The organism is Undibacterium sp. WLX3042 (genome assembly GCF_049544825.1).
GTDB lineage: Bacteria > Pseudomonadota > Gammaproteobacteria > Burkholderiales > Burkholderiaceae_D > Undibacterium.
In genome coordinates this window covers 3,284,212-3,299,620 of record NZ_CP186698.1, presented here as the reverse complement: position 1 = coordinate 3,299,620, position 15,409 = coordinate 3,284,212, and the positions used below count along the sequence as shown (strand labels likewise).

10 protein-coding genes and 2 pseudogenes are annotated in these 15,409 nt (G+C 49.8%); 4 read left to right on the top strand and 8 right to left on the bottom strand.

What is annotated here, in order from left to right:
- Window positions 1-121: 121 nt before the first annotated feature.
- Window positions 122-1,474 (bottom strand): DUF2799 domain-containing protein, encoded by a 1,353-nt coding sequence (locus ACPAOP_RS14915; protein WP_423708536.1) that lies wholly within the window; start codon window positions 1,472-1,474, stop codon window positions 122-124.
- Between the two features lie 305 nt (window positions 1,475-1,779).
- Here ACPAOP_RS14915 and ACPAOP_RS14910 point away from each other — a divergent pair, with 305 nt between their 5' ends.
- Together ACPAOP_RS14910 and ACPAOP_RS14905 are read left to right on the top strand one after the other, a co-directional pair.
- Entirely contained in the window at window positions 1,780-3,582 is a 1,803-nt protein-coding gene (locus ACPAOP_RS14910) for an ABC transporter transmembrane domain-containing protein (RefSeq protein WP_423708535.1), read from the top strand.
- Between the two features lie 94 nt (window positions 3,583-3,676).
- Window positions 3,677-4,051 (top strand): VOC family protein, encoded by a 375-nt coding sequence (locus ACPAOP_RS14905; protein WP_423679913.1) that lies wholly within the window; start codon window positions 3,677-3,679, stop codon window positions 4,049-4,051.
- Window positions 4,052-4,146: 95 nt separating this feature from the next.
- On the opposite strand, the gene ACPAOP_RS14900 is transcribed toward ACPAOP_RS14905, so the two are convergent.
- Complete coding sequence (locus tag ACPAOP_RS14900) at window positions 4,147-5,832, bottom strand: amidohydrolase (RefSeq protein ID WP_423708534.1); 1,686 nt, start codon at window positions 5,830-5,832, stop codon at window positions 4,147-4,149.
- A 336-nt stretch (window positions 5,833-6,168) separates the two neighbouring features.
- Here ACPAOP_RS14900 and ACPAOP_RS14895 point away from each other — a divergent pair, with 336 nt between their 5' ends.
- The gene (locus tag ACPAOP_RS14895) at window positions 6,169-7,698 is read left to right on the top strand and encodes a transglycosylase SLT domain-containing protein (RefSeq protein WP_423708533.1); all 1,530 of its coding nucleotides are present in this window, start codon (window positions 6,169-6,171) and stop codon (window positions 7,696-7,698) included.
- Between the two features lie 94 nt (window positions 7,699-7,792).
- On the opposite strand, the gene ACPAOP_RS14890 is transcribed toward ACPAOP_RS14895, so the two are convergent.
- The 6 genes and pseudogenes from ACPAOP_RS14890 to rpsL form a co-directional block, all read right to left on the bottom strand.
- Window positions 7,793-9,040 carry a hypothetical protein gene (locus ACPAOP_RS14890; RefSeq protein ID WP_423708532.1) on the bottom strand — a complete coding sequence of 416 codons (1,248 nt, stop codon included), beginning with the start codon at window positions 9,038-9,040 and terminating at the stop codon, window positions 7,793-7,795.
- Window positions 9,041-9,206: 166 nt separating this feature from the next.
- Window positions 9,207-9,320, bottom strand: a pseudogene (locus ACPAOP_RS14885) (biopolymer transporter ExbD); the annotation flags it as partial.
- Window positions 9,320-9,427, bottom strand: a pseudogene (locus tag ACPAOP_RS14880) (GTP-binding protein); the annotation flags it as partial. The pseudogenes ACPAOP_RS14885 and ACPAOP_RS14880, both read right to left, overlap by 1 nt.
- 77 nt (window positions 9,428-9,504) lie before the next feature.
- On the bottom strand, window positions 9,505-11,610 hold the full coding sequence (gene fusA / locus ACPAOP_RS14875) for an elongation factor G (protein ID WP_423680634.1): 2,106 nt from the start codon (window positions 11,608-11,610) through the stop codon (window positions 9,505-9,507).
- Window positions 11,611-11,738: 128 nt separating this feature from the next.
- Complete coding sequence (gene rpsG, locus ACPAOP_RS14870; RefSeq protein ID WP_423680633.1) at window positions 11,739-12,209, bottom strand: 30S ribosomal protein S7; 471 nt, start codon at window positions 12,207-12,209, stop codon at window positions 11,739-11,741.
- A gap of 144 nt (window positions 12,210-12,353) precedes the next feature.
- On the bottom strand, window positions 12,354-12,737 hold the full coding sequence (rpsL, locus tag ACPAOP_RS14865; protein WP_153236384.1) for a 30S ribosomal protein S12: 384 nt from the start codon (window positions 12,735-12,737) through the stop codon (window positions 12,354-12,356).
- A 513-nt stretch (window positions 12,738-13,250) separates the two neighbouring features.
- Here rpsL and ACPAOP_RS14860 point away from each other — a divergent pair.
- Window positions 13,251-15,125 carry a phosphoethanolamine transferase gene (locus ACPAOP_RS14860; protein ID WP_423708531.1) on the top strand — a complete coding sequence of 625 codons (1,875 nt, stop codon included), beginning with the start codon at window positions 13,251-13,253 and terminating at the stop codon, window positions 15,123-15,125.
- Window positions 15,126-15,409 lie beyond the last annotated feature (284 nt).

Here is a 15,409-nt window from a genome sequence, read left to right as displayed (position 1 = left end):
ATAAGGACATCAGGGCAGATATATGAAATATCGGGGGGAGTATATGAAAATTCACCCGAAATTAGCGCGAAGTAGCCATTACATAGCAATCCGGCAGTTGCACAATACGGTGTCAGCCCGCTCACAACCGCAGATCGCGTTTTATTTGTTGTAATTGCTGTTCATAACGAAATTCACGGCTGCGCATATCGTCGATACGGCGGCGCAACGATTGCAACTGGTCGCGCAGCTCGTTGCGGTCACGTTCATTTTTGCGGTCAGCATTCGCGTTATCCTGATTATTCGGACGATTTTTATCATCCTGATTACGACGTATTTCTGCCTCAAGACGATTCAGCCTTTGCTCGGTATCGCGATATTTATCCTGTTGCTCACCGATCTCGCGATGCAAAGACCGTGAACGGTGGCTGATATCTTCATAATCGCGCCCGCTCATCTGCGCCTGTTGCAGACGAAACTGCAAAGACACAGGGCAGACTTCAATTGCCATACGCTGATTCTGGCGCGCCCAGTTAAACGCGTTATCGACCGTACAGTAAGCGGCATTCTGGCGATTCCACGCTTGCGTGTAGATGTCACGCGTCTGCGGTATGACGAACACCTGATCGTTGCGCGCATTGTTCATCCGCTGTTCAAGCTGGAAAGGCTGACCGTAACCATCTGCGGTTCCCGCCTCTTCCCAGTATTGCATCAGCCGGCGCTGCCACTGTTGCTGGTATTCCGCTTCCATGATTTTCAAGCCACGGCGGCGGGCATCATCGCGGCGCAGCTGAATATCACGTCCGCTGACGGCATCATTCCAGCCCAATTGCTTCCAGTATTCCACGATCTCACGGTTCCAGCCGTTGTGATACGCATCCTCACGCACAAGCAGCTCACGACTTTTCGCCGCAGCAGCATGGCTTGTCAACGTCGTATCGGGTATGCCGACGTGGGCATCCTGATATCCGAGGTTTTCCCAATAGCTGTAATTACCTTCGCTCCAGCCCTGACGATAAGCATCGGCACGAAAACCCGCGCTGCCAGGATTCGTCGCATGCACTTTTTCTTCGCTGGCATTGCGCCCGGCCTTACCATCGTTCATGCCGGTATTAAACCAGTATTCATGAATGCCCTGCTGCCATCCCTGTTCGTAAGAAGGCTGATTCAGGGGCGTGTGCAGATCGCGGATACGTGCAGAAGTGCTTTGCACCAGATATTGCGTTACCGGAAAAGCTTTGCGCCCATCGTCCCGTCCGAGTTGATACCAGAATTGCTGGTTACCGGTCACCCAGCCAGTTTCATATAACCCCGCAGATTCGGCGCGGATTTTATCGGCATCCACCGAGACGCAAAAACGACGGCGTTCTTCGAAATTTCTGTCCAGACCATCCTTGCCGTCTTTGTTACCTATGAGTTGCCAGTCACCACTGCGACAGTCATTCATGCGATTGATGGTGCTCTGACATGCGCTCAACAACAGCACAACTGTCATGGCGCAGCAACTCAGTAATGTACGTACTCCATAGTCAGAAAGGCGCATGATAAAAAAGAGAGAAGTCAGGAAGAGCTGCTACAACGGCTGCCACGGCAATATTGTTGACAGCGAGACAAAACAAACGCGCGAACCTCACCAGCCACAAGCTCATCCCATATTCGCCGGCAGAAACCGCAGCAGCCTGTTACATTTCCATACCAGCTTGCTCATTGCCCGCGCTTGATTTCCTGCTGAAGGTCTTCATGTAGCTGTTTCGCTATCTCGCATACACTCCAATCACCATCCAACCAATGATATCCATTATGAGCACAGACATTCCCAAGGAACGCAGCAGCCTGAGCACACTCAAAGGCTTGCTCCCTTTCCTGCTCCCCTATCGCCGCCAGTTCATTCTTGCCGGTATCGCTTTGCTGGTTGCCGCCGGTGCGACGCTGGCAATTCCGGCAGCATTCCGGCAAATGATCGATCTGGGCTTTGCCCACAACGGGCAAGGTAACATCGAGCATGTGGATCTGACCTTCCTCGCGCTGTTTGGCGTTGCCTGCGTTCTGGGCATCGCAACGGCGGCCCGCTTTTACATGGTGTCCTGGCTGGGTGAACGTGTCACCGCCGACATCCGCAATGCCGTGTATTCGCATGTGGTCACGCAGAGCCCGCAGTTTTTTGAAACAACGCAAACCGGCGAAGTGTTGTCGCGCCTGACCACCGACACCTCACTGATACAAACGGTGGTCGGCACCAGCATTTCGATGGCGCTGCGCAATGTCCTGCTGTTTATCGGCGGTCTGGTGATGCTCTTTATCACCAGCATCAAACTCTCGTCCATCATCATCGTGATGCTGGCACTGGTGGTGTTGCCAATCATTTTGTTTGGCCGACGGGTTCGCAAGCTGTCGCGCGATTCGCAAGACAAAATCGCTGATGCGTCTGCGATTGCCGGTGAAATTCTGAATGCAATGCCGACTGTACAGGCATTTACACATGAACACATCGAAGCACGACGCTTTGCAGATTCGGTCGAAAACGCGTTTGGCACTGCTATGCGCCGCATACGCGCACGCTCGCTGCTGACCATGATGGCGATTTTGCTGGTGTTCGGTGCCATCGTCTTTGTGCTGTGGCTGGGCGCCCGCGCGGTCATGGACGGCACGATGAGCGGCGGCGAACTCGGACAATTCATTCTGTATGCCTCCATCGTCGCCGGTGCGCTGGGCGCTTTATCGGAAGTCATGGGCGACGCCCAACGCGCTGCCGGTGCAACTGAACGCCTGCTGGAATTAATGGAAGTGCAGTCACCGATACAAAATCCGGCACGTCCGCTGCAGTTGCCGCAACGTACGGTGAAGCAAGCGGGCGGCGCCAGTTTATCGATACGCGACATCCGCTTTCATTATCCATCCCGCCCGGATACTGCCTCGATTGCCGGTGTCACGCTGGATATTCCCGCCGGACAGACGATTGCTGTCGTCGGTTCTTCCGGCGCAGGAAAAACGACTTTATTCCAATTACTGCTGCGCTTTTATGATCCGCAAAGCGGAGAAATCCAGCTCGATGGGGTGAATATCCGCGACCTCGATCTGCACACCTTACGCAATGCGATTGGCGTCGTACCGCAAGAGACCATCATCTTTTCGGCGAATGCGATGGACAACATTCGCTATGGCCGCGCCGATGCCAGCGATGCTGAAGTGATCGCCGCTGCAAAAATGGCGGCAGCACATGAATTCATAGAAAAGCTGCCGGAAGGCTATCAGTCATTTCTCGGTGAACGTGGCGTGCGCCTGTCGGGCGGACAAAGGCAGCGGATTGCGATCGCGCGCGCCTTGCTGAAAAATCCGCCATTACTATTACTCGACGAAGCCACCAGCGCGCTGGATGCAGAATCAGAACGTCTGGTGCAAGGTGCACTGGAAGTCGCGATGCAAGACCGCACCACGCTGATTATTGCGCACCGCCTGGCGACAGTGCAGCGGGCCGATAAAATCATCGTGATGGAACATGGTCGCATCGTTGAAACCGGCACCCATGCCAGTCTGGTTGCGCAAGGCGGCGTCTATGCCAAACTGGCTGCATTGCAGTTCAACCTGACATCGGAAAACGCCTGAGCCGGCAAGGCTGTCTTTTTGCTGGCACAATACTGATGCAATAAAAATATGCGCCTCAGCGCCTGACACGATACTAAAAACTAAAGGAAAGAAGATGATCGGCTACGTCACATTAGGAACAAACAACTTTGAACGTGCAGCACAATTCTATGACAACTTACTGGCGGTCATCGGCGCTAAACGCGCGATGGAATCACCGGAATTTATCGCCTGGGGCAATAACCCGAATCAGGCCAGACTGAGCATTATCAAACCTTACGACGGACAAGCAGCAACGGTCGGCAACGGCGTGATGGTCGCACTGATCGTCGATTCAAAAGAAAAAGTGGATGCGGTGTACAACAAAGCGATTGAACTCGGCGGCAAAGACGAAGGCGCGGCGGGGCCGCGCGGAGACAGCGGATTCTACGCCGGATATTTCCGTGACCTCGATGGCAATAAACTGAACGTATTCTGCATGAGTGCCTGATCAAGGACGCCTGCATTTCTGCTGCATCACCTCGCCAGAATGCAGGCACACTTATTCAACATACGATTCACATAGCAACAGATCTGACGAAGCGTTTATTTCACTGAAGGCGCTTCATTCTGATAAACCACTTTCCCCGCAAGCCAGGTCTGTACTACCTGAATCTGATGGATCTGCTGAGCCGGAATCGTGAACATATCACGATCAACAACGATAAAGTCAGCCCATTTTCCCTTCTCCAGACTGCCGATGATATTTTCCTGATGGGCGGCATACGCGGCATCCAGCGTGAAGCAGCGGAAAGCTTCGGTCAGAGTCATTGCCTGATCGGCATACCAGCCATGCAAAGGTTCACCATCGCGACTGCGGCGCGTTACTGCCGCGTGTATCCCCCAGAACGGATTGGCTGACTCGACCGGAAAATCTGAACCACAGGCAATGCGCGAACCTTGCTTCAGATAGCGTCGCCATGCGTAAGCCCCCTTGATGCGCTCATGTCCCACCCTTTGTTCCGCCATCTTCATATCCGAAGTCGCATGTACAGGCTGCATGGAGGGAATAATATTGAGCGACTTAAAACGAGGAATATCCTCAACAGCAAGGACTTGCGCATGCTCTATCCTGTGCCGCGCCAACTTTCGTGCTGCTGCAGGTAATGCCGCAAAACCATCCAGTATCTGGCGATTGGCCGCGTCGCCTATCGCATGCACATTGACCTGATAGCCTTTGTCAGCCGCTTTTTTTATCATCGCAGCCATAGCCGACTTCGTTTGAAACAATAAGCCCGAAGTGTCGGGCGCATCGGAATACGGCGCCGCCAGCGCTGCACCACGACTACCGAGCGCACCGTCCGCAAACAATTTAACGGCACGCAAAGCATAGCGATCCTGTCCATCGCTGAGTAAAGGCCCCTCTCTGGAAATGCGCTCAAAAAAATCATCGGTGCCACTGATCATGCCGTAAATACGAACACTGAGCTTGCTATTTGCAGCATATTCACGGAACAAACGATCAGCTTCGGCAGACACACCGGCGTCATGCACGCTGGTCAGACCGGACTGCGCAAGTGTGAGTAAAGCTGCATCCAACGCCATACGGTTACCGGCATCACTGGCGGGAGGGATGACCGCTTGAATCAGATCCATCGCATTGTCGATCAATATACCGGTAGGATTACCCTGCGCATCTCTCTCTATTTTGCCGCCAACGGAATCAGGCGTATCACGGCCAATACCAGCCAGTTGCATCGCACGACTGTTTGCCCACGCTGCATGACCATCCACCCGGCTCAGCCAGACCGGACGGTCGCTGACAACGGTGTCAATATCGCTTGCGGTTGGAAAGCGGCCCGAATCCCAGTTAACCTGATTCCATTCACCGCCAAGTATCCATAGCTGTGACGGAAAGCGTTGTGCATAATCGCTGATGCGCCCCTGCGCCTCAGCCAACGTCCGCGTTTCGCGCAAACTTAACTGCGCCTGATGGTGCCCCAACGCCAGTACATGTCCATGTGCGTCAATCAGCCCCGGCAACAAGGTTTTGCCGTGAAGATTAATACGCTGCGCCAGAGGAAATTGCCGGAGCAGTTTTTTACTATGCCCGACCGCGGTGATTTTTCCACTATCATCAAAAACAAGCGCATCAAAGCGGATCAACTTTTGCTGACGGTTTAATGTATAGCCATTTGCATTTTCAATCATCGTATCCGCCGTGGCGTACGCTGATATCGAGGTCAACGCCGTCAAGACGATCAAAGACAAACCTGTTTTAATTAAAATCATAAAGAGCCAGTCGGAAAATTACAGGCATTCATTGTAGGATAAATGGCGGAATAGACATCGAGGATTCTGTATCCGCACTCAAGCTATCCGCACTTCATAGAAAGAGCTAAAAAAGAAGGACTAAAACAGTCACAAACAATTACAAAAGCCGCATCTTTATTCAAGTCACATCTAACGTAGTGCCATTGAGACGCTAACTCCACGCATCTCCTTTATGAGGCCGGTTAAAATGTCAGCACGACGACATTTCCCTTGACGCACCCGCCTGCCCTTGCGTACACTCTTACGATTCTTCTATCAAAGTCGACCATGGTCGATGAGCACATCATCCCGCCTATGAAACGATTACGACACCAAACCCGCCCTCTGATTGCTTTTACGGCCTCTGCCTTACTATTCTGGGCACTTCCTAATATCAGCCACGCAGATTCATCTTCACTCGCTGTTCTGAGTAACGCACCAGAAGCCAGCATCAGTCGCAACACCTCCCCCTCTGTAGTTAATTCTCCGGCCGAAATCACGCCTTTCGTTTACACGAATCAGGAAGCCGATTTGTGGGAGCGTATACGCGCTGGTTATGCGATACCGGATCTGAGCAACAAGCTGGTGGATAATCAGCTGACCTGGTACAGCACACGAACCGACTACATTTTGCGTACGGTTCAGCGTGGATCTCGCTATCTGTATCATGTTGTTGAAGAGCTGGAAAAGCGCGGCATGCCGTCTGAACTGGCGTTACTGCCATTCATCGAGTCAGCCTTTAATCCGCAAGCGATTTCAACCGCTAAAGCCAGTGGCATGTGGCAATTTATGGCGGCCACCGGGAAAGATTTCAATCTTAAACAAAACATGTTTAAGGATGACAGACGCGGTGTTCTGGACTCAACAGACGCAGCCTTGAATTATCTTGAACGCCTGTACGGGATGTTCGGAGACTGGCAGCTTGCACTTGCTGCCTATAACTGGGGCGAAGGCTCGGTTCAGCGCGCAATAAAAAAACAGCAGGCACTGGGATTGCCGATCGACTTTGACAGCATGTCACCGCTGATGCCGCTGGAAACACGAAATTATCTGCCAAAGTTACAGGCAGTCAAAAACATCATTGCGCATCCTGAGCAATTTAATATTGCACTGCCCAAGCTCGATAATCAGCCTTACTTCGTCACCGTTGAAAAAACCCGTGACATCGATGTCCGCGTGGCTGCTCAGCTGGCAGAACTGTCGATGGACGAGTTCACGGCACTCAACCCGCAATTCAATCGCCCTGTCATTACCGGCAACAGCGATACCAAGATTTTATTACCGACAGATAATGCTGCTTTGTTCAAGGAAAACCTCAGTAAATGGCAAGGTCCGCTGTCAAGCTGGTCCACTTACACCGTCGCCAAAACTGAAAAAATCGAATCACTTGCACACCGACTCGGACATAAACCTGAATTTATCCGTGAAGTGAATATGATTCCGGCGAGTATGCTGGTCAAAGCGGGCTCGACTATTCTGGTTCCAAAATCAGAAAAAGCGCCGGATCAGGATATTTCTCCCGAGATCGCAGACAAAGCCCAACTGGTGATAGAAAAAGGAATAACCACGCGCCAACTACATTATCGCGTTGGAAAAAAAGACAATCTGAATAGCATCGCCCAGCGCTACAAGGTCAGCATTGCCGATTTAAAGAGCTGGAATAATCTGAAGCGTGATAACGTCAACGCAGGACAAAATTTGCAAATCCAGGTCCCTGTTCTCGCAAAATCCCGCCACATCACAGTTGCCTCTCACTCTAAGCCAGCACATCGCAATAAGCTTGTGGCATCAAGCGGAAAAACATTAGTCGCAAATGCAAAAAGCAGCAGGAAGCCTCATGGTTAATTGTGGTTTTCATTACCGCATGATGAACCTGTAAAGCTGAGTCAATAAAAAAAGGGTGCTGTGATCAGCACCCTTTTTTACTTGTAAAAATGCGTTATTTCTGATTCGCGTAAATGACCCAGTAACGCGCCAGATCTGAAGTACCGTCATTGCCTTGCACGGTTTTCCAGGTTTTGATTGCATTAGCTTTTTTACCAGCCTGGAATTGCGCAATACCCAGATGCAATTTAGCGTCTTCCGGATTTTTCAGAGAACCTTTTTTGATGCCCTCTTCCATCATCGACAGACCCTGATCAAATTTACCGGCAGTGACATTCGCAAAACCGACATTAACAAGACCATTACCGTCTTTACTTTGTTTTGCTTCGGTCTCAGCTGCTGCCGCACCTTTGTTTGATTCATCAAGCGCTTTGGCTGCCATATCGCGCAAGCGCTTATGGCGCTCGGCATCATTACCTGTACCTAAAGCACCCGCCTTGTAACCTGCCTCGATAATTTTCGTTGCTTCGGCAGGATAACCCGCCTGAATTGCCATCAAAGACAAATCCATAAAGTCATTTGCTTTGGTGATCTGACCCAGAGCCAGTTTCAGACGTAATAAATCGAGTTTCAGGCGTGCGGAATAACCTGGCTTACGCTCCACGTTGTTCAGCAAGTTGACCCAGTATTCTTTCTTACCGTGGTATGCGACCATTTTTTCGAGCGCACTGGAGTAACCAGCCATATCTTTTTGTTTACGCGCTGCATCAGCATAAAACTCCAGATTAGCCAGACTAGGCGTACGTCCGGCTTTTTCATCTGCAGCCAGATCTGCCGTCACCTCTTTCAGCGCCTTGGCACTGTCACCACCCTGATTCATCGCCTGGATCAGGTAAGGACGCAAGGACTGATCTGTACCGCCATCGGCATAATAGCGGTTGTACCATTGGGCTGCTTTGGAGTAATTACCTGACTTATAGTAAGCATTCGCCAGTACCTGTATCATCTGCAACTGATCTTTTGAAGGCAATTTTCCGGCGGCAATAATCGTTTCGGCAGCGCGGATTACCGTATCGTTATCACCGGCAGCAGATGCAATCGACAAACGCATACGCTCTATCGTGAAATTTTCGTTCACGGTTTTACCGCTGACACTATCAGCCTCATGAATCTTAGACAAAGCATCTTTATATTTCTTCGCCTTAAACAAGTCACCTGCCGCCTGTACGATACGACCGATTTCAGGACGCATTGCTTCCTGAGCGTAAGCAGTATTAGCAGCGATATTGGTTAATTCTGGTACGGCAGCAAAGCCGATTGCTGCCAGCATGACAGCGATACGAGAAAAGCGAAGTTGCTTCATATGTTGATCTCTCAATCAATAAATTAAATAAACTCAGAAAGGTACATATTCGTGACCCGAAAGTACACATTCTGGCAAATATGAAAAAAGGCAGGGATGCCCCTGCCATTTTTTATAATACATCAAGAATTGACCATTGAAGTGTCCAGAGCTTGATTTATATGGCTCACTTCAAGAACTGCTCATTGCCGACCATACCGATCTTGGTCACACCAAGACGCTGTGCCGAAGCCATCACCGCCGCTACCGACTTGTACGGCACCACCGCATTCGGACGCACAATACTGTTGCAATCGCTGCTGTCAATGTTGTTTTACCGTGATCAACGTGACCAATTGTACCTACGTTGACGTGCGGCTTGGTGCGTTCGAACTTACCTTTTGCCATTTTATTCTTCCTTCAAAAAGAACGATTTATCAATAAGATGCCTGCTCCGGGCAAGGAGCAGGCTTTCAGATTACGAATTACTTAGCTTTGGATGTCACGATTGCGTCGATAACATTTTTCGGCGCTTCGGAGTAATGCTTGAATTCCATCGAGTACGTTGCACGACCTTGTGTTGCGGAACGCAATGAAGTGGCATAACCGAACATTTCAGACAAAGGAACCTCAGCCTTAATGATCTTACCACCACCGCCAGCAACTTCATCCATACCCTGAACCATACCACGACGGGAGGACAAATCACCCATGACTGTACCAGCGTAATCTTCTGGCGTTTCAACTTCAACTGCCATCATTGGCTCCAGAATAACTGGAGAAGCTTTACGGCAACCATCTTTAAACGCCATCGAAGCCGCCATACGGAACGCGTTTTCGTTGGAGTCAACGTCATGGTAGGAACCGAAGAACAAGGTCACTTTAACGTCAACCACTGGATAACCAGCCAACACGCCGGATGTCAGTGTTTCACGCACACCTTTTTCAACCGCAGGGATGTATTCACGTGGAACTGTACCGCCTTTGATCGCATCGACGAATTCAAAACCCTTACCTGGCTCTTGTGGTTCGATCTTCAGAACAACGTGACCGTACTGACCACGACCACCGGATTGCTTAACGAATTTACCTTCGATCTCTTCGCAAGTCTTACGGATAGTCTCGCGGTAAGCAACTTGTGGCTTACCAACAGTCGCTTCCACGTTGAATTCACGCTTCATACGATCAACGATAATATCCAGATGCAATTCACCCATACCAGCGATGATAGTCTGACCGGACTCTTCATCAGTACGCACACGGAAAGATGGATCTTCCGCAGCCAGACGATTCAGTGCCAGGCCCATTTTCTCCTGGTCGCCTTTTGTTTTTGGCTCAACTGCCTGAGAAATAACTGGCTCTGGGAATACCATGCGTTCCAGAATAACGATCGCTTTGTCATCACACAGCGTATCACCAGTTGTTGTGTCTTTCAGACCAACAACCGCAGCGATATCACCAGCCATCATTTCTTTGATTTCTTCGCGTTGATTCGCATGCATCTGAACAATACGACCGATACGCTCTTTTTTACCTTTAACAGAGTTATAGACTGAGTCGCCGGAGTTCAAAGTACCGGAGTAGCAACGGATAAAGCACAGTTGACCAACGAATGGATCGGTTGCGATTTTGAATGCCAGCGCAGAGAATTTCTCATCATCTTTTGCCAAACGAACCACTGGCTCTTCATCTTCATTTGTACCAGGTACAGGTGGAATATCCACTGGAGATGGCAGGAATTCAACAACCGCGTCCAACATCGCCTGCACGCCTTTGTTTTTAAAGGCAGTACCACACATCATTGGAACAATTTCACCGGCGATCGTACGTTGACGAAGTGCTGCTTTAATATCAGCCTCAGACAAATCACCCTCTTCGAGGTATTTGTTCATCAATTCTTCAGAGGCTTCAGCTGCTGCTTCCACCATGTTTTCACGCCATTTTTTAGCGTCTGCTGCCAGATGCGCAGGGATATCGCCGTATTCAAACTTCATACCCTGGGAAGCTGCATCCCAGATAATTGCTTTCATCTTAACCAGATCAACAACACCTTCAAACGAATCCTCAGCACCAATAGGCACTTGAATAGGAATAGGATTCGCCTTCAAGCGTGCACGCATTTGATCGTATACTTTGAAGAAGTTCGCACCAGTACGGTCCATCTTGTTGACGAATGCCAAACGTGGGACTTTGTACTTATTAGCCTGACGCCATACGGTTTCAGACTGAGGCTGAACACCACCGACTGCACAGTAAACCATGCAGGCGCCATCGAGAACACGCATGGAACGCTCAACTTCGATAGTGAAGTCAACGTGACCCGGTGTATCAATAATGTTGATATGGTGCGGAGCGAAATTATTCGCCATACCACTCCAGTAGCAAGTTGTCGCTGCAGAAGTAATAGTGATACCACGCTCTTGCTCTTGCTCCATCCAGTCCATGGTAGCAGCGCCATCATGCACTTCACCGATTTTGTGGTTAACACCGGTGTAGAACAGAACACGTTCCGTCGTCGTCGTTTTACCTGCATCAATGTGAGCCGAGATACCGATATTGCGGTAGCGCTCAATGGGGGTCTTACGGGCCATAGATAATCCTAAATCTTTTAATAGACAAAACCGAGCGCAATTTTTTGTAAAAATCGCGCCCGGCCTGATTCAAAATATTTGCCAGAACCATTGCATAATTATCACACAAAGGCTCCTTGCTCTTACTCTTAGAAGCGGAAGTGAGAGAAGGCTTTGTTGGCTTCAGCCATACGATGCACTTCATCACGTTTCTTCATTGCGCCACCGCGGCCTTCTGCGGCTTCCAACAACTCACCAGCCAGACGTTGTGGCATGGATTTTTCACTACGCTTGTTTGCAGCTTCACGCAACCAACGCATAGACAAAGCCAGACGACGAACCGGACGCACTTCAACAGGCACCTGGTAGTTCGCGCCACCAACACGGCGGGATTTTACTTCAACCAGTGGTTTAGCATTGTTAATAGCCAATGCAAACACTTCCAGAGGATCTTTACCAGATTTTTGCTGGATGTGATCAAAAGCACCGTAAATGATACCTTCAGCAACAGACTTCTTGCCTGACAACATCAATACGTTAACAAATTTTGCAACTTCTACATTGCCAAATTTTGGATCTGGCAATACGTCCCGTTTCGGGACCTCACGACGACGTGGCATTTCAATTCCTTTCAATCTTCAGTTGAGCGCTGAGCAACAATTCACCCGGCACTCGCGACAGGCCATCATAGCCAGTCACTTACTCGGCTCATTCCGAACCGACACTGATCCGTAATACTTTACGGAGATTAAATTACGAGATAATTACTTCTTAGCTGCCTTAGCGCGCTTAGAACCATATTTGGAACGAGCTTGCTTACGGTCTTTAACGCCTTGAGTATCCAAAGCACCTCGAACCATATGGTAACGAACACCTGGCAAATCCTTTACACGACCACCGCGCAGCAGGACTACGCTATGTTCTTGCAAGTTATGGCCTTCACCGCCAATGTACGAAATTACTTCGAAACCATTAGTCAGGCGAACTTTGGCAACTTTACGCAAAGCCGAGTTCGGCTTTTTTGGAGTTGTCGTATAAACGCGGGTGCAAACGCCACGTTTCTGCGGGCTGTTTTCCAGCGCCGGCGATTTGCTCTTAACCACTGCAGAAACACGTGGTTGGCGAATCAGTTGATTGATGGTTGGCATCGTTTTTAATCCAACAAAATACAACGTTAAACACAAACCCGGAAACGGTTGCCCGGGAACTAAAAATCAATTTTTTTACGTCCGAATTATTCAGACGAGCCCAATATCTGCCTGCTTTTTAAGCATATTTTTTCGCAAAAAACCGCTAGAAACATGTTGAAAACTGCAAACCCAAAATCGAGAACTCGCAATTTTATGTCGCCTGATCCAGCCATGTCAACGATTTTCGGTACGCAACGGGTTGCCCACGCTGCCTGCATGTGGCAGATCAGAGTAGGAAATTTCATAAGAAAATCAAGTATTTCCGGATTTTTGTTTGTTTTCATTTAAGCTTGCATGACTCTTTGCATCGTCCTGAGCGAAAAAGGCGCTTAGGCAGCCGCACCATGTTTTCATAAATCATTTATATTGTCGGCCTGAATTATTTAAGCGACCATTTCACACTCTCTATTGCAGTCGATGGCGATACCCCCTCGCCCAGCAACTACCGCAAGCAAGCCAGCTACCATCCCGATGCGTTCTTTACTCCGTCCCAGCCCCCTTTTTCTCCTGTTGAGTTATCTGCTGCTCTCAGCGATTCCGTTTTTCTCTCTGGTACTGGGAAAGCCGGTTGAGAAAGGCTGGCAGTTGCTGGCGATGGAGGTGATCTGCTGGCCGGTACTGTGGGCAGTCTTCAAACATCCGCGCTGGTTTCATTTTTTGTTGCTGCCGGCGATGCTGGCAATACCGATAGAGATTTATCTGCGACTGTATTTCGGGCAGAGTATTTCCACTCATCACCTCGGCGTTTTACTGGAAACCAGCCCCAAAGAGGCGATTGAATTTCTTGGGCAAAAAGTCTGGTTACTGTTATTTCTGACGTTAATGATTACGGCGTGGTGGTGGAGTCTACTGAAAATTGCGTTGAATACACCAGCACTGCACTGGCAGCATCCAAGCCGCTGGGCATTGATCAGTATGGTGGTGATGGGCTGCGGGATCTGGGCTTACGGCGAATATGTCGGCGTGCGGGCAGCGCCTCCGGCGGTGACGGCCAGCGCCAGCGATAGTACTGACGACGAGGATACGCCGGCACCAGCTGCAAGCACACAATCAACGGGCAAAGTGATTCCGCAGGCGTGGCTGGAACATCAGCGTCAGACATTAAGCAAACTACTCGGGCCACTGCCATCCTGGGCCAGAATACGTTATGACGACGATGTCTTCACCAGCACCTGGCCATTCGGTCTCGCGGTGCGCATCGCAGATTTCTGGAGCGAACGTGGATATTTATCAAAGCTGTCTGAAAAAAGCCGCAACTTCCGCTTCAACGCGACATTGCAAGGTGACCCGAAGTTAGCGCAGACTATCGTTGTTGTGCTCGGAGAATCATCGCGCTACGACCGCTGGAGCCTGAATGGCTACGAACGTGAAACCAATCCCTTATTGTCACTGGAAGACAATCTGGTCAGCTTCAGCGACATGATTACTGCCGTCGCTGCGACACGCTTATCCGTGCCTGTCATCGTTTCGCGCAAGCCGGCGGCACAAAGTCTGAAGGCGGGGTTCTCTGAAAAATCGTTTTTGTCTGCATTTAAAGAAGCGGGATTCAAAACCTTCTGGATATCGAACCAGATGAGCTTTGGTCAGTTTGATACACCGATCTCAGTGTTCGCCAAAGAAGCCGATGTCACGCAGTTTCTGAATCTCGGCGGCTTCACCAATAATTCCAGTTTCGACGACATCCTGCTCGATCCCATGAGTCGCGCGATGAACGATGCCGCTCCTAAAAAGCTGATCGTTCTGCATACACTGGGCAACCACTGGAATTACAGCCACCGCTACCCGAAAGAATACGACCACTGGAAGCCCTCGCTGTTCGGTGTTGACAACCCCGCCTATACCGATCTGAACAACAAAGCGGCGCTCAGCAACAGCTATGACAATTCCATTTTATACACCGACTGGATGTTGTCGGAAGTCATACAGCGCCTGAAAGCGAGCAAACAGATTACCTCAATGATGTATATCTCCGATCATGGGCAAACCTTGTATGACGGCAGTTGCGGCCTCGCGTTTCATGGCCACAATACGCAATATGAATTCCATATCCCTGCCTTCATCTGGTATTCGGACGACTATCAGCAATTATTTCCAGAGAAAATTCGCCAGCTCAAACGCCACCAGAAATTCCGCCTGTCGACGGAAAATGTTTTTCATACTTTGCTCGACATGGGCAATATTCGCTATCCTGATGAAAGGCTGAACTGGAGCATCCTTAGTCCGCAACTGGTTGCACACACGCGCTATGTCGATAGTTACGGCTGGTCAGATTACGATAATGCGACGCTGAAGGGCGATTGCCGCGAGGTGATCGATAAAAAAACACCGGTACGGCAGGAAAAATAAGCGCGGCATAACTCTGAAAACGCCAGCGCACCATCCTGTCAGAATGTACTGACGAGCGCCTGCGGAGCAAAAATATACTGGGTGGAGTATATTTAAAAGCTCAATGTTTATGGTGAGAATAACGCGATTTTTGAATATACTCCCCCTATATCTCATTTTTAACAGGCCAAATAAGGCCATTTACCGACTGCAAAACGTCTGCCTCAGACAGCCGCTGACAATCGCTCTCAGTTGCGGGATCTGCCCATTCTTTTAATGAAGATCAACATCAGTCACTGTATGCT

Coding starts and splice junctions, on each gene's coding strand:
- ACPAOP_RS14915 (WP_423708536.1), bottom strand. CDS start 1,474: ATGACAGTTGTGCTGTTGTTGAGCGCATGTCAGAGCACCATCAATCGC.
- ACPAOP_RS14910 (WP_423708535.1), top strand. CDS start 1,780: ATGAGCACAGACATTCCCAAGGAACGCAGCAGCCTGAGCACACTCAAA.
- ACPAOP_RS14905 (WP_423679913.1), top strand. CDS start 3,677: ATGATCGGCTACGTCACATTAGGAACAAACAACTTTGAACGTGCAGCA.
- ACPAOP_RS14900 (WP_423708534.1), bottom strand. CDS start 5,832: ATGATTTTAATTAAAACAGGTTTGTCTTTGATCGTCTTGACGGCGTTG.
- ACPAOP_RS14895 (WP_423708533.1), top strand. CDS start 6,169: ATGAAACGATTACGACACCAAACCCGCCCTCTGATTGCTTTTACGGCC.
- ACPAOP_RS14890 (WP_423708532.1), bottom strand. CDS start 9,040: ATGAAGCAACTTCGCTTTTCTCGTATCGCTGTCATGCTGGCAGCAATC.
- fusA (WP_423680634.1), bottom strand. CDS start 11,610: ATGGCCCGTAAGACCCCCATTGAGCGCTACCGCAATATCGGTATCTCG.
- rpsG (WP_423680633.1), bottom strand. CDS start 12,209: ATGCCACGTCGTCGTGAGGTCCCGAAACGGGACGTATTGCCAGATCCA.
- rpsL (WP_153236384.1), bottom strand. CDS start 12,737: ATGCCAACCATCAATCAACTGATTCGCCAACCACGTGTTTCTGCAGTG.
- ACPAOP_RS14860 (WP_423708531.1), top strand. CDS start 13,251: ATGCGTTCTTTACTCCGTCCCAGCCCCCTTTTTCTCCTGTTGAGTTAT.